Origin of the sequence: Nocardioides anomalus (assembly GCF_011046535.1) — a bacterium.
In the GTDB taxonomy this organism is placed as follows: Bacteria; Actinomycetota; Actinomycetes; order Propionibacteriales; family Nocardioidaceae; genus Nocardioides; species Nocardioides anomalus.
Map to the genome: position 1 here is coordinate 4270047 of NZ_CP049257.1, position 16586 is coordinate 4286632.

The following is a 16586-nucleotide window of genomic DNA, read 5'->3' on the forward strand; positions in this document are numbered from 1 at the left end:
GCCCGCTCGTTGGGCAGTCGTGGCCCTACTAGGTGAGCGTCGGCTCCGCACCCGCCTGCTGGCGGCGGGGCTGAAGGCCTCGGCCGCCTGCGCCGTCGTGGTCGCCCTGTCCGCGGCCTCCGCCGGTACGCCGACCGGCGCGGCGCCCGAGCCGGCCGGGCCGGCCGGGCCCGCCGGGAGCGACTGCTCGTTCCGCGGCGCCGCCGCCGGCGACAGCCCGCCCACCGCGCTCATCCGCACCCCGCGCGGGCAGGTCCGCGAGGTGCCGTTCGCGGTCGGGTGGGACGTCTACAACGGCCGGCGACCCGGCAGCCTGCTGGCGGTCTGCACCGAGCGCTGAGGTTCAGGCGCCGTGGCGCCCCTCGCCCGCGGCGAAGCGCCGAGCGCCCTCGACCGCACCCGCGGCCAGGCTGGTCAGGCCGTGCCGCAGCTCGAGGGCCAGGGCCTCGTCCTCGCTGAGCCCCTCCTGCTCGAGCAGCGAGAGGCGGTCCTCGCGCAGGCAGGTCTGCGGCAGCGCGGCCAGCCGGTGCGCCAGGGCCTCGGCCTCGGCGCGGGCCGTCCCGGGCGCGACCACCCGGTCGACCAGGCCGATGCGCAGCGCCTCCTCGGCGTCCACCTCACGACCGGTGAGGACCAGGTCCATCGCCCGGCCGTGACCGACCAGCCGCGGCAGCCGGACCGTGCCGCCGTCGACGAGCGGGACGCCCCAGCGCCGGCAGAACACGCCGTACGTCGCGTCGGCGGCGCTCACCCTCAGGTCGCACCACAGGGCCAGCTCGAGGCCGCCCGCGACGGCGTAGCCCTCGACGGCCGCGACGACCGGCTTGCCCAGCCGCATCCGGGTCGGCCCCATCGGACCGTCGCCGTCGGGCTCGACCCGGTTGCCGCGCTCGGTGCCGATCGCCTTGAGGTCGGCGCCGGCGCAGAACGTCCCGCCTGCGCCGTACAGGACCGCGACGCTCGCCGACGCGTCGGCGTCGAACGCGCGGAAGGCGTCGGCCAGGGCCGCCGCCGTCGGCCCGTCGACCGCGTTGCGCGCCTCGGGGCGGTGCAGGACCACCGTCGTGACCGGACCGTCGTGCTCGACCTCCACCACGCACCGCACGCTAGGCGTCGCACCGGGCACCGACGCGGCAAATGTCCGAAAGGCCGATCTGCGGCGCGGCGCGCCGACGGACACTGGAGGGCATGACGACGACATCTCGGGGGATGCGCGAGTCGGTGGTCCGGGCGCTCGCCCGGGTCGGCCTGGTCTGGGCGGTGTTCGTGCTCGGCGCGCTGTTCGTGCTCACCGGCGCCCACGCGCCGGCGCTCGCCGGGGGCGACGACCACGCGCCCCGCACCGTCGGCCTGGCCCTCACGGCGCTGGTGCTGACGTGCGGCGTCGGCGTGCTCGCGGTCGGCGTGCTGCGTCGCGAGGATGGGCCGCCGCCGCTGAGGTGACACCTGGCTCCTGCGCCCCGGCGCGGCCTCTACGATGCGTGCACGCGGCTCCGCCGGAGGGCCGGCACGACGAGGGGCAGAGGTGCGCACGACCTTCGAGCACAGCGGCGAGGTCGGCCGCGACATGCTCGACGTCGACTGGGCCGCGACCGCGGTGGGCCCGCCCGAGCAGTGGCCCGACAGCCTGCGCGCCGTGGTCCGGCTGGTCCTGGCCTCCCGCTTCGCGATGTGGATGGCCTGGGGGCCGGACCTCACGTTCTTCTGCAACGACGCCTACCGCCGCGACACGCTCGGCGAGAAGTACCCCTGGGCCCTCGGCCGTCCCGCGCGTGAGGTCTGGTCGGAGATCTGGCACGACATCGCCCCGCGCATCGACTCGGTGCTGACCACCGGGGAGGCCACCTGGGACGAGCAGCTGATGCTGTTCCTGCAGCGCAGCGGCTTCACCGAGGAGACCTACCACACGTTCTCCTACAGCCCGCTGGCCGACGACGACGGCGCGGTGTCCGGGATGCTGTGCGTGGTCAGCGAGGACACCGAGGCGGTCGTCGCCAGCCGCCGGATGCGCACCCTGCGCGACCTCGGCGCCCGCACGACGGTCGACCTCAGCGAGGCCGAGACGATCGCCTCGGCCTGCACCGCGCTCGGCGGCAACGGCCAGGACCTGCCGTTCGTCCTGTGCTACCTGTTCGACCCGGACGGCACCAGCGCGCGGCTGGCCGGGAGCGCCGGGTTCACCGGCCCGCACCCCGCCGCGCCGGCGCGGCTGCACCGGGCCGACCCCGACCGGGTCTGGCCGCTCCCCGACGGCGACGGCGGGGTCGTCACGGTCGAGGACCTGCACGAGCGGTTCGGTGACCTGCCCTCCGGGGCCTGGGAGCAGGAGCCGGCCCTCGGCGCCGTCGTCCCGCTGCCGTCGACGACCCCCGGCGCGCCGTACGGCTTCCTGGTCGTCGGCGTGAACCCGTTCCGGCCCTGGGACCAGGGGTACGCCGACTTCCTCGAGCTCGTGGCCGGCCAGATCGCGGCCGACGTGACCGACGCCCGCGCGTTCGAGCTGGAGAAGGTGCGTGCCGAGGGTCTCGCTGAGCTCGACCGCGCCAAGACCGAGTTCTTTACCAACATCAGCCACGAGTTCCGCACGCCGCTGACCCTGCTCCTCGGCCCGACGGAGGACGCGCTGGCCGACGCGAGCGCACCCCTGCCCGAGGTCCAGGCGCACCGGCTCGAGGTCGTGCACCGCAACGCCCAGCGGCTGCTCAAGCTGGTCAACACCCTGCTGGACTTCTCCCGGCTCGAGGCCGGCCGCGCGGACCTGAGCTACGCGCCGGTCGACCTGGCCGCGCACACCCGCGAGCTGGTCGGGATGTTCGAGTCCGCCGCAGCGCGGCTCGACCTCGCGCTCGTCGTCGACTGCCCGCCGCTGCCGGAGCCGGTCCACGTCGACCTCGACGCCTGGAGCAAGGTCGTGCTCAACCTGCTCTCCAACGCCCTGAAGTTCACCCTCCACGGCGAGGTCCGCATCGCGCTGCGGGCCGAGGACGGGTACGCCGTACTGCGGGTCAGCGACACCGGCGCCGGGATCCCGGCGGCCGAGCAGCCGCGGCTCTTCGAGCGCTTCCAGCGCGCCTCGAGCGCGCGCTCCCGGACCCACGAGGGCTCGGGGATCGGCCTCGCCCTCGTCGCGGAGCTGGTCCAGAGCCACGGCGGCGACGTCGGCGTCACGAGCGCCCCGGGCGAGGGCAGCACCTTCACCGTCCGCCTCCCCTTCGGCAGCGCCCACCTCGACCCGGCTCGCCTGGCGGCCGAGGCCGACCGCGGCCCGACCGCCCAGGTCGTGGCCGGCTTCCTCGACGAGGCCCAGGCCCTGGGCGTCCCCGCCGCGTCGACCGCTCCCGCACTGGTCGGCGGCCGGCCGCGCGTGCTCGTGGTCGACGACAACCCCGACGTGCGCGACTACGTGAGCGAGCTGCTGGCCGAGCAGTACGACGTGACCACCGCGGTGGACGGCGAGGACGGGCTCGACCGCGCACGGGCCGACGTACCCGACCTGGTCCTGACCGACGTGATGATGCCGAGGCTGGACGGCTTCGGGCTGCTCCAGGCGCTGCGCGACGACGAGGTGACCCAGGACGTGCCCGTGGTCATGCTGTCCGCGCGGGCCGGCGAGGACGGCACGCTCGAGGGGCTGGAGGCCGGGGCCGACGACTACCTGGCCAAGCCGTTCACCGCCCGCGAGCTGATGGCCCGGGTCCGCTCCAACCTCGAGCTCGACCGCGCCCGGCGGGCCCGCGAGCAGCTCGAGCGCAGTCGCGCCCTGCTCGACCAGGCCCAGCGCCTGGCCAGTGTCGGCAGCTGGGAGGTCGACCTGCCGACCGGGCGGGTCCGCGCCACCGACGAGTTCCTCCGCATCGTCGGCATCGACCGCGACCAGCTCGACGGGCTGCGCTACCCCGCCCTGGTCGAGGAGCTGGTGCACCCCGACGACCGCGCGACCGTGCTGCACGCGCTGGAGGCCGCCGACGACCCCGACGACATCCGCTACGAGGCGCGCATCGTCCGCCCCGACGGCGCCGAGGTGACCGCGACCGTGCACGCCGAGGTCGTGCGCCACCCCGGCGGCGAGCCCGGGCTGCTGCGCGGCTCGCTGCAGGACGTCACCGAGCGCGTCGAGGCCGAGCGGATGCTGGCCGAGGCCACCGCCGCCCGCGAGGCCGCGACCCGTGAGCACCTCATCGCCGAGGAGCTCCAGCAGAGCCTGCTCCCCACCCGCGTCTTCGACCTCGAGGACCTCGAGGTCGCGACCTACTACCGCGCCGGCGTCGAGGGCACCCAGGTCGGCGGCGACTGGTACGACGTGATCGAGCTCGGCGGCGGGCGCACGGCCCTGGTCATCGGCGACGTCATGGGCCGCGGCGTGCGCGCCGCCGCCGTCATGGGGCAGCTGCGCGCGGCCACCCGCGCGTACGCCCGCCTCGACCTGGCTCCCGCCGACCTCCTGGAGCACCTCGACGGGCTGGTGCGCTGGCTGGGCGGCGACCAGATCGTCACCTGCGTCTACGCGATCTTCGACCCCGCCGACCAGGTGCTCCGCCTGGCCAACGCCGGCCACCTGCCCGCCGTCCTCGTCGCCCCGGACGGGACCACCAGCCTCGCCCCGCTCGCCCAGGACCCGCCCCTGGGCGCCGGCGCCGGGCGCCTCACCCAGGTCGAGCTGACCGTGCCGCTCGGCAGCACGGTCGTGCTCTACACCGACGGCCTCGTCGAGCGCCGCGGCGAGGACCTCGAGGAGGGCATCGCCGCCCTCCGCGACCTGTGCGGCACCCTCGACGTACCCCTCGAGCTGCTGCCCGAGGAGCTCGTCCGCCTCCGCCTGCCCGACGGCCCGGACGACGACGTCGCCGTCCTGGCGGCGCGCGTCGCCGAGACCGGCGTCCAGGCCGTCCGCGAGCTCGTCCTCGAGGACGCCGACACCGCTCCCACCCAGGCCCGGGACGCCGTGCGGCGCCACCTCGAGGACGTCGGCGTCACCACCCGCGAGGTCGTGGAGGACGCCCTCCTCGTCACCAGCGAGCTCGTCACCAACGCCGTGCTGCACGCCGAGGCCCCGGTCGAGCTCCGCCTGGTCAGCAGTCGGACCGAGCTGCGCATCGAGGTCCACGACCGCGAGGCCAGCCAGCCGCTGCGCCGCAGCCCCGACCTCGACGACGAGCACGGCCGCGGCCTGACCATCGTGGCCGCCCTCTCCACGCACTGGGGCACCCGTCCGAGTGGCTCCGGCAAGGTCGTGTGGGCGGTGCTCGACGCCGACCGCGGCTGACGCTCAGCCGCGCAGCCGGGCCGCGAGGGGGCAGTCGAAGGTCGCGCGGGCGCCCACGCCCACGTGGTTGAGGTGGTCGATGACGACGGCGTACGCCGCGAGGAGGCCCATCTCGGTGTAGGGCACTCCCTGCTCCGCGCAGTAGTCGCGCACGACGGGCCGGACCCGGCGCAGGCGCGGGCGCGGCATGCTCGGGAACAGGTGGTGCTCGACCTGGTGGTTCAGCCCGCCCATGACGGCGTCCACGAACCGCCCGCCGGTGATGTTGCGCGAGGTGAGCACCTGACGGTGCAGGAAGTCCAGGCGGCTCGCGCGCGGCACGATCGGCATGCCGATGTGGTTGGGCGCGAAGGCACCTCCGAGCAGCAGCCCGAAGACCGCGGTCTGGAGACCGAAGAAGGCCGCGGCTTTGCCCGTGGGGAGCAGGACGAGCAGGAGGACCACGTAGCCGGCGGTCCGCAGCAGGATCAGGCCCAGCTCCAGCAGGCGGTGCCGCTCACCGGGCACCAGCAGGCTCCGGGTCCCGGCCACCTGCAGGTTGAGGCCCTCGAGGGTGAGCAGGGGCAGCAGGAGCCAGCCCTGGTGCCGGGTGAACCAGCCCCGTGCGCCCTCGGTCCGTGCGTCGGCGACCTCGGGGGTCAGGGCCAGCACGCCGGGGGCGATGTCCGGGTCACGGCCGACCTGGTTGGGACCGGCGTGGTGCCGGTTGTGCTTGCCCCGCCACCAGCCGTAGCTGAGCCCGACGCCGGCCGACAGCAGGCGGGCCGTCCACTCGTTCCACTCCGCGCTCCGGAAGACCTGGCGGTGCGCCGCGTCGTGGCCGAGGAAGCCGAGCTGGGTCAGCACGACCCCCAGCCCGGCGGCGACCAGCAGCTGGAACCACGAGTCGCCGACCAGAACCAGCGCGACGACCACGGCGGCGAGGGCGAGCAGCGCCATGGTGATGCGGGACCAGTAGTAGCCGTAGCACCGCGCCATCAGCCCGGACTCGCGCACCACGCGGACCAGGTCGGTGTAGCTGCTGGAGCCCCGCCTCGAGCGTGCGGAGGGGCGCGGGGCGTCGACGATCTCGGTCACGATGACCTCCGGGAGGCGGGGAAGGACGCCGTCGAGGTCCGGGACGACACGTACCACGCAGGTACCCCGCGCGGCACCGCCCACCCGAGTGCCCCCTCTGGGTGGATCGGGGGCCGCTGGGTACCGGACGTCCTCGGGTCGGGCGACCTCGCTGGCGAGGACCAGCCGCCCCCCGCACCGAGGCAGGACGTCCGTCCGCCTCCCGCCGCTCCAGCGGCACCGGCCCGCCACGGGCCCCTTCCACGAGGAACCCCATGTCTGAACGCAACACCGTCCTGCGCAGCCTCCACGACGTCGGTCTGGCCACCTGGTTCGGCGGCGCCCTCATGGGCGCGGTCGGCCTCAACGGGGCGACCGGCCAGGCGAACGAGCCGAGCGAACGGCTGCGCCTGTCCTCCCTCGGCTGGAAGCTGTGGTCACCGGTGGTTGCCGGAGCGATCGCCGCCCACGGCGTCGGCGGGCTCGGCCTGATCGCCGCGAACCGTCGCCGGGTGGACCAGGACTCCGGGACGCGCGTGAACACCTACAGCAAGGCGGGGCTCACGATCGCTGCCGCCGGGTTGACGCTGTACGCCGGCGTGCTGGGCCGCAAGGTCGAGTCGGGCGCTCCCGAGGGCGCCGACGGCGCCACCACGCCCGGCGAGTCCACCCCGCACGAGGTCGCCGCGGCCCAGCGCCAGCTCAAGGTGATCCAGCTCGCGATCCCGGTCCTGACCGGTGTGGTCGTCGTCCTCGGCGCTCAGCAGGGCGAGCAGCAGCGCCCGACCCAGCAGCTCGTCGGCCGGCTCACCCGGGGCCTGAACCTGTGACCGTCGCCGGCATCCTGACCGCGATCGTCATCGGCGCCGTCCTCGGCGTCCTCGGCCGGCTCCTCGCCCCCGGGGAGCAGCACATCCCGATCTGGCTCACCGTCGTGGTCGGCATCGTGGCCGCTCTGGTCGGCACGGCCGTCGTCGGCTCGCTGCGCGACACCGACGGCATCGACTGGGTCGAGCTCGTGGTGCAGCTCGTGCTCGCCGCGGTCGGCGTGGTCATCGCGGCCCGCCTCTACCCTTCCCGGGCCCGCACGTGAACGCGCTGACGACCCCCGACGCCCGCGGTGGCGGCGGCACCCCGAACAACCCGGGACCGAACGGTCCCGACGAGCCCCCGCCGGACAACCCGTCGGGCAGCGCCGGCCTCGCCGTCGCCCCGTGACGCCTGCCGGGGCGGGTGGTGAGGACCGACCCTCGCCCCGACAGGTCACGACCGACGGCTCCTGACCACAGACCGCGACGCCCCGGACCGCAACGGTCCGGGGCGTCGTGCTGGCTGAGCGCCGGCGGGCAGCCGGCTGAGCTGTGGCGAGCCTTCGACAGATTCGACGAACGCGCAGGTCAGCAAGGTGCTCGACACTCGACCGTCCGGAATGCGTGCACCCGAAACGCGCGGTCGCGTGCACACCGTTGAGCGTGTGCAGCCGTGATCCCAACGTTTCCGCAGGTCAGAGCGCTGTGTGCGGGCCAGGCGAGGTCCGTTGGAGTTCACTCGCAAGAGAGTTGATCCAATGCACGTTGGTTTCTGCGTGCATACCCAATCAGGAGCCGCAGCTCGGGCCGCGTCACGCCGGGCGGCCTGCGGTGATCTCGACCCACAGCGAGCCAGCGTTGAGCGTCTGGATGTGGTTCATCATGTAGCCCTGCCGCGTCCGCGCTCGGGCCGGTGCTCGGCGGACTGATCGTCGCCGCGGCCGGGGCGGAGGACGAGTGGCGCTGGCTCTTCCTCCTCAACCTGCCGATCGGGGTCGTCGCCTTCGCCGGGTCTGGCGGGTGGTCCCGCGACGGGCGATCGAGAACCGCGAAACCGACGCCCGCATCGACGTCGTCGGTGCCCTGCTGCTGGGCCTCGCGGTGCTGTGCCTGCTCTATCCCGTCGTGCGGGTCGAGAGCGGCGCCAGGCTGCCGCTCGTGCTGCTCGTCGGCGTGCCTCTCTTCGCGCTCGCCTTCGTCCGGTGGGAGCACCGGCTCGTACGCCGCGAGCACCCGCCACTGCTCGACCTCACCCTCCTGCGCGGGCTGCCCGGCTACGTCAACGGGCTGCTGGTCAGCACGCTCTACTTCACCGGCTACACCGGGCTGGTGCACGTGGTCTACCTCCAGGAGGGGCTCGGCTACTCCGCACTCCGCACCGGCCTCCTGCTGATGCCCTTCGCGGTCCGCTCCGCCCGCTGACCGGTACGCCGACCCGTCGCTACTGCTCATCGGTAACGACGGGTCGGCGTAGTCATCCCTGGCCCGGACGGCTCATTGGCACGCGTGGACCCGTGTGGGACGTTCCTGTCCTCCGACCCGCGTCCACCTTCCCGAACGGATCCCGCCATGCCTCTCGTCCGCCGCAGCCTCGCCCGCCGCAGCCTCGCCACCGTCGCCACCCGGCTGACGTACGCCAACGTCGTCGCCACCCTCGTGCTCGTGCTCGTGCTCGGTGGCGCGACGGCGTACGCCACGACCGGTCGGGACAGGGGCGCCGGCTCCGACCAGGTCTCGATGTGCGCCGCCAAGCGGACCGGCGAGCTCCGGCTGCTCACCAAGGGGTCCTGCGCCAAGGGCGAGCGGCTCGTGAACGTCGCGGCGCAGGGTGCGCCCGGTCCGAAGGGCGACCCCGGGCCTGAGGGTGACCCCGGGCCGAAGGGCGACCCCGGCGCGTCCGGGATCGTCACCAGCCCCGACGGGAAGTTCACGGTCACGGCGACCAACGCGGGCATCGTCATGACCGGCCCCAGCGGCCAGCTCACGTTCGACGGCACCCACCTGACCGCGGACCAGGGCCTGGCCATCTCGGCCGACGCGGGGATGACGGTCCACAGCGGTGGCAACCTGACGGTCACCACCGACGCCTCGTTCGCGCAGACCACTGGCCTCAACAGCACCGTGACGACCGGAGTCAACTCCACCGAGTCCGTGGGCGCCGCGCTGGAGCAGAACGTCGGAGCCGCCATGACCCAGACCGTCGGCGCGACGATGAACCAGACCGTCGGCGCGGCGATGAGCCAGACCGTCGGTGCCGGTCTCACCGAGTCGATCGGTACCAACTACACCCAGACGGTCGGCAACAACGCCAGCGTGTCGATCGGCAAGGACTACAGCCAGTCCATCGGCGGCGGCCTCGTCCAGGACATCACCAAGTCGTTCGCCCTGACGGTCCAGGCCGCGCTCACCGCCCAGATCGGCGGCAACCTCTCGATGGAGTCCAGCGCCGCCACGATCCTCAACGGAGCCACGGTGCGGCTCGGCGGTCCCAACGGATGCACGCCGGCCCCGAAGACCGGCAGCGTCGTCGACGGCACACTGCACGTCACGTCGGCCGGCGGCTCGAGCAAGGTGTCGGTCTGCTGAGCGCCGGCCGGTGACAGGGCCTGGCTAGCAGCCCAGACCCTCGCGGTAGCCCGTCGGCAGCTGCCCCTTCGCCATGGCGTCGGCGTAGTCCCACACGACCTCGGAGAAGTCGCCGTCGGCGTCCATCTCCTTCAGGATCGGCCAGTCACGCGACGACGACCTCCGCAGCGCGGAGCTAGCCAACAGCGAGCGCGCACTCGACCCAGGTGCGGCACGGTCCAAGACGGCCTCCACGGCTTGGGATCGCCGAATGGCGAACGTAGAACACAACGGCCGGCGCTGACGACGCCGTCCGGGGTGGATCGACAGAAAGCCACCCGTTCCTCGGATGTCTTTCTGTCGATCGGTTGGCCAACAATCTGTCGAAGGCCCTTGGCGGTGGCGGTGGGATTTGAACCCACGGTGGGCTTGCACCCACACACGCTTTCGAGGCGTGCTCCTTAGGCCGCTCGGACACGCCACCGCCGGAGAATGTACCCGAGCGCCGGCGCACCGCGGAAACCGGCGGCGGGGTGCGGCTCAGGGCGTCCAGGCAGGGTCGCGGCCGGTGGCGCCGATCAGCCGGTCGAGGGACGACGCGCCGGCCGGGACGGCGACGGGCGGGCCGAACAGGCCGCCGTCGTCAGCGGCGCCGCCGGGCGGGGGGCTCGAACGAGGCGACGAAGGCGCGGCAGGCGTCGACGGCGACGGGGTCGGCCGGGTAGGGCTGGCCCGTCGCGACGGCCAGGTCCCAGGCGTGCACGGTCACCTCGTCCAGGGCGACGAGGGCGGCCTGGACGGCGGGGAGCTCGACGGGACCGGCCATCGTGGTCCCGCCGTACGCCGCGCGGTCCTGCCAGGCCTCGCCGAGCTCGGTGAGCGCGGCGGCGATCCGGTCGCGGAAGCCGTCCTCGAGGCGGGCACCGTCGGCGGAGGGGGCGTGCCCCTCGCGGGAGTCCTTGCGGGCGGCCGAGGTGAAGGCCACGGCGAGACCGCCGATGTGGTCGACCAGGTCGCCGACGGAGTACGCCGGGCAGGGGGTCGGGTCACCGAGCTGGTCGTCGCGGACACCGCGGACCAGGTCGGCCAGGGCCGCGGTGGTGGGTCGCAAGTCGACGTGTGCCATGGCGGACCGACCCCGGCGACGGGGCGGACTCATCGGTGGGCGGCGAAGAACTCCTCGAGCAGCGCGGTGGACTCCTCCGCGCGCACGCCGGTGACCACCTCGGGCCGGTGGTTGAGGCGGCGGTCGCGGACCACGTCCCAGAGCGAGCCGACGGCACCGGCCTTGGGGTCGTGCGCGGCGTACACCACCCGGGCCACGCGGGCCAGGACGGCGGCGCCCGCGCACATGGTGCAGGGCTCGAGGGTGACCACGAGCGTGCAGCCGTCCAGGCGCCACTCGCCGCGAGCGGCAGCCGCGGCGCGCAGGGCGACGACCTCGGCGTGCCCGGTGGGGTCGGCGACGGCCTCGCGGACGTTGCGACCGGTGGCCAGCACCGCGCCGTCGGGTCCGAGGACCACCGCGCCGATCGGCACGTCGCCGGTGGCCAGCGCGGCGCGCGCCTCGTCGAGCGCGGCCCCCATGGCCGCGTCCCAGGGTCGGGTCATCGGCAGGGCATCAGGCGGTGGTGAAGCCGACGACGTCGTCGAACTGCTCGCCGAACCCGAGCCGGGCGGCGACGTCGGAGAGCAGCTCGTCCGGGTAGGCGTCGGTGTCCTCGAGCAGCTCGGTCAGGTCCAGGTCGGACAGGCCCAGGTCGCCGAGCAGGTCGAGGTCGCCGGCGGGGACGGCCTCGTCGTCGTCGACCTCGAGGTCGGTCAGGCCCAGGAAGTCCAGCGCGGACTCGGCCAGGTCCCAGTCGTCGGCCGCACTGGCGTCGGAGAGGAGCACACGGGTGGTCGGGCCGACGGTGCGCACGATGAGGAAGAAGTCCTCGTCGACGCCGACCATGGCCACCGCGCCGTCGCCGGGGAGCCGGCGCAGTGCCGCGGCGATGGACTCGACGTCCTCGAGGTGGTCGGGGACGAGCTCCTGCACGCTCCACCCCGCGCCGTCGCGGTAGGCCGCGACCGCGAAGTCGATGTCGTCCTCCGCCACGGCCACGACCCCAGAGTGACAGAGGGAGGGGGAGCCGCACCAGCGTGGAATCGACCATTCCACCGGTGTTCGCTAGGTTCGAATGCCATGTTCCACCGGCTCTCCACCCTGCCCCGTTCCGCCGCCGCCGGCGTCGCCGTCCTGGCCGCCGTCTCGCTGGCCGTCCCCCTGGCCTCGCCGGCCGGCGCCGAGCGGTCCGAGACCGCCCGCCAGGCGCCCGGCCCGATCCACGCCGGCAACACCTTCGGCTGGTACGGCCACGGCGGCCTGGTGTACGACGAGACCTTCGTCGGCCCGCTCAACCGCAAGCGCTGGCACGTCGAGGGCCCGGGCAACGTCCGCACCCAGCACGGCATGCTCACGCTCAACACCGCGAGCAAGGGCACCGTCTCGGCCCAGATGACGATCCCCGGTCGCGCGTACGGCCGCTGGGAGACCCGCCTGCGCCAGCGGCAGTACGGCCGCGGCCACGCGCCGTACCGCGTGCTCACCGAGCTCGTCCCCGTGACCAAGGCCGGCGAGGGCTGCGGCGAGCAGAACATCGCGCTCAACAAGTTCACGATGGGCAAGAACAAGGTCAACTTCTACATCCGCAGCCGCCCCGACCACCTGTTCCAGGCCTCGATGAAGCGCGGCTTCGGCCAGGACCAGTGGCACACCTTCGCGGTCGAGGTCACCCGCACGCGGATCTCGTGGTTCGTCGACTCGCGCGTCATCCGCTCCGAGACCCGTCCGGCCGCGCTGACCGGCCGCAAGTTCCAGGTCCGGTTCACCATGCAGGCCGAGAAGGGCAAGCAGATGAACAAGGCGCGCATGCAGATGGACTGGCTGCGCTACTGGACGCTGCAGGCCAAGAACGAGCGCTCGACCAAGGCCCCCAAGACGAAGATGACGACGTACACGCAGTCCTGCGTCGGCACCCAGGGCGACGACTAGGGTTCTGCGCGTGCGCACCCACGTCGTCGACCACCCGCTCGTCGCCCACAAGCTGACCGCCCTGCGCGACGAGACCACCGACTCGCCGACGTTCCGACGCCTGGCCGACGAGCTGGTCACGCTGCTGGCCTACGAGGCGACCCGCGAGGTGCGCGTCGACCCGCACGACATCACCACCCCCGTCGCCCCGACCACCGGCGTCAAGCTGGCCACGCCCAAGCCGCTGGTCGTGCCCATCCTGCGCGCCGGCCTCGGCATGCTCGACGGCATGATGCGCCTGCTGCCCACGGCCGAGGTCGGCTTCCTCGGGATGATGCGCAACGAGGAGACCCTCGAGGCCACGACGTACGCCGAGCGCCTGCCGGAGGACCTCGCCGGCCGCCAGTGCTACGTGCTCGACCCCATGCTCGCCACGGGCGGCACGCTCGCCGCCGCGATCCGCTTCCTCACCGACCGCGGCGCCGACCACATCACCGCCATCTGCCTGCTCGCGGCCCCCGAGGGGTGCCAGCGGCTCGAGAACGACCTCGCGGGCGTCGACGTGCCGGTCACGATCGTGACCGCGGCGATGGACGAGCGGCTCAACGAGAAGGGCTACATCGTCCCCGGCCTCGGCGACGCCGGCGACCGGTTGTACGGCGTGGTGGGCTAGCTCAGGAGCAGCTCTTGACCGTCGCCGAGGCGGTCACCTTGGAGCAGGTCGAGGTGAAGATGCCCTTGAGGCTGCCGCCGAAGGCGAACACCACGACGACGATGAGCGCGGCGATGCCCGCGATCAGCAGCCCGTACTCGACGGCGGAGGCGCCTCGCTCGTCGTCCGCACGCCGGTCGTGAGGGCGCGCGGGGATCCAGGTGGGGTCGGCCATGGTGTGTGCTCCCAGAGGTCTGCGGCGTGGTCGCCACGTGGTCAGATCCGTCGCAGACCATGGTCGCGGAAGGAGGCCACCCGTGTGGGCTAATCCCCAAGAACGCTCTCAGTCGGGGGGTCGGTGGACCGTCCGCCTCAGAGCGCCTTGACCGCCGAGAGCACCTTGGCCAGCGAGTCCTTGGCGTCGCCGAACAGCAGCGTTGTCTCGGGGTTGAAGAGCAGCTCGTTCTCGATGCCGGCGAAGCCCGGGCGCATGGAGCGCTTGAGGAAGACGACCTGCTTGGCCTCGTCGGCGTTGAGGATCGGCATGCCGTAGATCGGGGCCGAAGGGGTGTCGCGGGCGGCGGGGTTGACCACGTCGTTGGCGCCGACGACCAGGACGACGTCGGCGTCCTTGAACTCGCCGTTGATGTCGTCCATCTCGACCAGCTGCTCGTAGGGGACCTGGGCCTCGGCGAGCAGCACGTTCATGTGTCCGGGCATCCGGCCGGCGACGGGGTGGATGGCGTAGTCGACCTCGACGCCGCGGGAGATGAGCAGGTCGACGAGCTCGCGCAGCGTGTGCTGGGCCTGGGCGACGGCGAGGCCGTAGCCGGGCACGATGATCACGCGCTCGGCGTAGGCCAGCATGATGCCGACGTCCTCGGGGCCGGCGGACTTCACCGGTCGGTCCGAGGCCTCGCCGGACCCGAGGGTGGAGCCGCCCTTGAGGGCGCCGAAGAGGATGTTGCTCACCGAGCGGCCCATGGCGCTGGCCATGAGCAGGGTCAGGAACGTGCCGGACGCGCCGACCAGGGTGCCGGCGACGAGCAGCAGCGTGTTGGACAGCACGTAGCCGCCCGCGGCGACGGTCAGTCCGGTGAAGGCGTTGAGCAGCGAGATGACGATCGGCACGTCGGCGCCGCCGACCGGCAGCACGAGGAGGACGCCGACCAGGAGGCCGAGCAGAGCGATCACGATCCCGGCCCACATGGTCGGCTCGCGGACCAGCAGCACGGCGAGGACCAGGGCGGCGAGGAAGCCGCCGCCGAAGAGCACGGGGAAGCCGGGGATGATGACCGGCCGCGAGGTCATCAGCTCCTGGAGCTTGGCGAAGGTGATGACCGAGCCCGCGAAGGACACCGAGCCGACCAGCACGGTGAAGGCCGTCGCCACCAGCACGAACTTCTCGGTGTCGAAGCCGGCGTCGTGCAGCTCGACGAGCTCGTGCAGCTCGAGCAGGGCCACCAGCGCGGCCGCGCCGCCGCCGACGCCGTTGAACAGGGCGACCATCTGCGGCATCTGGGTCATCTGGACCCGGCGGGCGCCGTACACGCCGCCGACCGTGCCGACCGCGATCGCCGCGACGATGAGCGGGACGTGGTCGAGGTCGGCGTAGAAGAACGGGATCACGCAGGCCAGCACGGCGGCGAACGCACCGATCAGGTTGCCGTTGCGAGCCGTCTTGGGCCCGGAGAGCCCCTTGAGCGCCAGGATGAAGCAGACCGCGCCGAAGAGGTAGAGCAGCTGCGCCCAGGTGGGGATCACGCGTCGCGGCCCTTCTCGGGAGCGGTCGCGGGCTTCTTGCGCACGAACATCTGCAGCATCCGGTCGGTGACCACGAAGCCGCCGACCATGTTGACCGCGGCCAGCACGATCGCGATCAGCCCGACGACGAGCGCGAGGTCGTTGTCGGTGCTGCCGGTCACCAGGATCGCGCCGAGCAGGATCACGCCGTGGATCGCGTTGGCGCCGGACATCAGCGGCGTGTGCAGCGTCGAGGACACCTTGGAGATCACCTCGATGCCGACGAAGACGCTGAGGATGAAGATCGTCAGCCAGACGACGCCCTCGCTCATGCCGTGGCCCCTCCCTCGATCGCGGCTCTGGTGGGTTCGTGCCGGATCGCGCCGTCGTGCGTCACGCACGAGCCGACCACGATCTCGTCCTCGAAGTCCGGCGCGAACGCCCCGTCCTTCGTCATGAGCGTGAGCAGGTTGACCACGTTCTGCGCGTAGAGCCGGGACGCCGGGCCGGGCATCGACGACGGCACGTTCTTGCCGCCCCACACCGAGGCGTTGCCGATCCGCACGACCTCGCCGGCCACCGCGCCCTCGACGTTGCCCCCGGACTCCGCGGCCAGGTCCACCACGACCGAGCCGGGCTTCATCGCCTCGACCATCGCGGCGGTGACCAGGCGGGGTGCGGTGCGGCCCGGCACGGCGGCCGTGGTGATGAGCGCGTCCGCGGCGGCGACGTACGGCGCGAGCAGCTCCATCTGCCGGGCGGCGCGGTCCTCGGTCATCTCGCGGGCGTAGCCGCCCGCGCCCTCGAGCGTCTCCAGCTCAAGCTCGATGGCCTTGGCGCCCATCGACCGGATCTCCTCGGCGGCGGCCGCGCGGACGTCGTAGGCGCGGACGACGGCGCCGAGCCGCTTGCACGTCGCGATGGTCTGCAGCCCGGCCACGCCCGCGCCGAGCACGACGACCTCGGCCGGCTGGACGGTGCCGGCCGCGGTCATGTTGAGGGGGAAGAAGCGGCGCAGCATCCCGGCGGCGACGACCGCGCACCGGTAGCCGCTGACCAGCGCCTGCGACGACAGGGCGTCCATCGACTGCGCGCGGGAGATGCGCGGCACCAGCTCCATGGCGAACGCCGTCGCGCCGACGTCACGCAGGTCGACGACCAGCCCCCGCTCCTGGTTGACCGGCAGGAAGCTGATGGTCGCGGCCCCGCGCCGGAGCCGGCGCACGGTGCTGGGGTCCAGCGGCTGGACGGACAGGACGACGTCGGCGGTCGAGACCGCGTCGGCGTCGACGGCGGCCCCGGCCTCGGCGTACTCCTCGTCGGCGAGCAGCGCGTGCCGCCCGGCGTCGGGCTCGACCGCGACCTCGTAGCCGAGCGCGGTGAGCTTGCCCACCAGCTCGGGCACCAGCGCGACCCGCGTCTCGCCCTCGCGGGTCTCCCGGACCACGGCGATCTTCACGCGCCGGACCCTACCGACTCCCG

General features: G+C 73.3%; 19 protein-coding genes and 1 tRNA gene. 10 read left to right on the forward strand and 10 right to left on the reverse strand.

Translation table 11 applies throughout. The annotated features are described in order from the left end of the window. The first annotated feature begins 19 nt into the window (after window positions 1–19). On the forward strand, window positions 20–340 hold the full coding sequence (locus G5V58_RS21300; RefSeq protein WP_165237060.1) for a hypothetical protein: 321 nt from the start codon (window positions 20–22) through the stop codon (window positions 338–340). A 3-nt stretch (window positions 341–343) separates the two neighbouring features. Here the strand turns inward: G5V58_RS21300 and G5V58_RS21305 are convergent, their stop codons facing one another. Next, window positions 344–1096: a crotonase/enoyl-CoA hydratase family protein gene (locus G5V58_RS21305; protein ID WP_230486818.1), complete on the reverse strand. Its 753-nt coding sequence runs from the start codon at window positions 1094–1096 to the stop codon at window positions 344–346. Window positions 1097–1188: 92 nt separating this feature from the next. On the opposite strand from G5V58_RS21305, the gene G5V58_RS21310 reads away from it, so the two are divergent. Together G5V58_RS21310 and G5V58_RS21315 are read left to right on the forward strand one after the other, a co-directional pair. Then, window positions 1189–1443 (forward strand): hypothetical protein, encoded by a 255-nt coding sequence (locus tag G5V58_RS21310; protein ID WP_165237064.1) that lies wholly within the window; start codon window positions 1189–1191, stop codon window positions 1441–1443. Between the two features lie 82 nt (window positions 1444–1525). Beyond that, entirely contained in the window at window positions 1526–5263 is a 3738-nt protein-coding gene (locus tag G5V58_RS21315; protein WP_165237066.1) for a SpoIIE family protein phosphatase, read from the forward strand. Window positions 5264–5266: 3 nt separating this feature from the next. Here G5V58_RS21315 and G5V58_RS21320 read toward each other — a convergent pair whose 3' ends face one another. After that, window positions 5267–6397: a fatty acid desaturase family protein gene (locus G5V58_RS21320; RefSeq protein WP_230486819.1), complete on the reverse strand. Its 1131-nt coding sequence runs from the start codon at window positions 6395–6397 to the stop codon at window positions 5267–5269. A 197-nt stretch (window positions 6398–6594) separates the two neighbouring features. Here G5V58_RS21320 and G5V58_RS21325 point away from each other — a divergent pair, with 197 nt between their 5' ends. The 5 genes from G5V58_RS21325 to G5V58_RS21340 all read left to right on the forward strand — a co-directional run bounded on the left by G5V58_RS21325 (window position 6595) and on the right by G5V58_RS21340 (window position 9714). Beyond that, window positions 6595–7149 carry a hypothetical protein gene (locus G5V58_RS21325; protein WP_165237068.1) on the forward strand — a complete coding sequence of 185 codons (555 nt, stop codon included), beginning with the start codon at window positions 6595–6597 and terminating at the stop codon, window positions 7147–7149. Next, window positions 7146–7412 carry a GlsB/YeaQ/YmgE family stress response membrane protein gene (locus G5V58_RS21330; protein ID WP_165237070.1) on the forward strand — a complete coding sequence of 89 codons (267 nt, stop codon included), beginning with the start codon at window positions 7146–7148 and terminating at the stop codon, window positions 7410–7412. Before G5V58_RS21325 ends, G5V58_RS21330 begins: the two co-directional genes overlap by 4 nt. Further along, window positions 7409–7537 (forward strand): hypothetical protein, encoded by a 129-nt coding sequence (locus tag G5V58_RS26480; RefSeq protein WP_268991242.1) that lies wholly within the window; start codon window positions 7409–7411, stop codon window positions 7535–7537. Before G5V58_RS21330 ends, G5V58_RS26480 begins: the two co-directional genes overlap by 4 nt. A gap of 611 nt (window positions 7538–8148) precedes the next feature. Further along, window positions 8149–8550, forward strand: a complete 402-nt coding sequence (locus G5V58_RS21335) for an MFS transporter (protein WP_165237072.1) — start codon at window positions 8149–8151, stop codon at window positions 8548–8550. A 147-nt stretch (window positions 8551–8697) separates the two neighbouring features. Continuing rightward, window positions 8698–9714 carry a hypothetical protein gene (locus tag G5V58_RS21340; protein WP_165237074.1) on the forward strand — a complete coding sequence of 339 codons (1017 nt, stop codon included), beginning with the start codon at window positions 8698–8700 and terminating at the stop codon, window positions 9712–9714. A 373-nt stretch (window positions 9715–10087) separates the two neighbouring features. Here the strand turns inward: G5V58_RS21340 and G5V58_RS21345 are convergent. From G5V58_RS21345 to G5V58_RS21360, 4 genes are all read right to left on the reverse strand, one after another. Then, a tRNA-Ser gene (locus G5V58_RS21345) sits at window positions 10088–10177 on the reverse strand. A 159-nt stretch (window positions 10178–10336) separates the two neighbouring features. Next, window positions 10337–10819 carry a TIGR03086 family metal-binding protein gene (locus G5V58_RS21350; RefSeq protein ID WP_230486820.1) on the reverse strand — a complete coding sequence of 161 codons (483 nt, stop codon included), beginning with the start codon at window positions 10817–10819 and terminating at the stop codon, window positions 10337–10339. 29 nt (window positions 10820–10848) lie between these two features. Continuing rightward, window positions 10849–11280 carry a nucleoside deaminase gene (locus tag G5V58_RS21355; protein ID WP_165239442.1) on the reverse strand — a complete coding sequence of 144 codons (432 nt, stop codon included), beginning with the start codon at window positions 11278–11280 and terminating at the stop codon, window positions 10849–10851. A 34-nt stretch (window positions 11281–11314) separates the two neighbouring features. Beyond that, window positions 11315–11800, reverse strand: coding sequence for a tRNA adenosine deaminase-associated protein (locus tag G5V58_RS21360; protein ID WP_165237076.1), 486 nt, complete (start codon window positions 11798–11800; stop codon window positions 11315–11317). Between the two features lie 81 nt (window positions 11801–11881). On the opposite strand from G5V58_RS21360, the gene G5V58_RS21365 reads away from it, so the two are divergent. Then, on the forward strand, window positions 11882–12730 hold the full coding sequence (locus tag G5V58_RS21365) for a family 16 glycosylhydrolase (protein ID WP_165237078.1): 849 nt from the start codon (window positions 11882–11884) through the stop codon (window positions 12728–12730). 10 nt (window positions 12731–12740) lie between these two features. After that, the gene (gene upp / locus G5V58_RS21370) at window positions 12741–13382 is read left to right on the forward strand and encodes a uracil phosphoribosyltransferase (protein WP_165237080.1); all 642 of its coding nucleotides are present in this window, start codon (window positions 12741–12743) and stop codon (window positions 13380–13382) included. Window position 13383: 1 nt separating this feature from the next. Here the strand turns inward: upp and G5V58_RS21375 are convergent, their stop codons facing one another. From G5V58_RS21375 to G5V58_RS21390, 4 genes are all read right to left on the reverse strand, one after another. Next, window positions 13384–13596 (reverse strand): Flp family type IVb pilin, encoded by a 213-nt coding sequence (locus tag G5V58_RS21375; RefSeq protein ID WP_165237082.1) that lies wholly within the window; start codon window positions 13594–13596, stop codon window positions 13384–13386. Between the two features lie 137 nt (window positions 13597–13733). Further along, a complete protein-coding gene (locus G5V58_RS21380) occupies window positions 13734–15125 on the reverse strand; it encodes an NAD(P)(+) transhydrogenase (Re/Si-specific) subunit beta (protein WP_165237084.1) in 1392 nt (463 codons plus the stop codon). After that, window positions 15122–15436, reverse strand: coding sequence for an NAD(P) transhydrogenase subunit alpha (locus G5V58_RS21385; protein WP_165237086.1), 315 nt, complete (start codon window positions 15434–15436; stop codon window positions 15122–15124). Before G5V58_RS21385 ends, G5V58_RS21380 begins: the two co-directional genes overlap by 4 nt. Then, the gene (locus G5V58_RS21390; RefSeq protein ID WP_165237088.1) at window positions 15433–16563 is read right to left on the reverse strand and encodes an NAD(P) transhydrogenase subunit alpha; all 1131 of its coding nucleotides are present in this window, start codon (window positions 16561–16563) and stop codon (window positions 15433–15435) included. The genes G5V58_RS21385 and G5V58_RS21390 overlap by 4 nt, the downstream gene beginning before the upstream one ends. Between the last annotated feature and the right edge of the window lie 23 nt (window positions 16564–16586).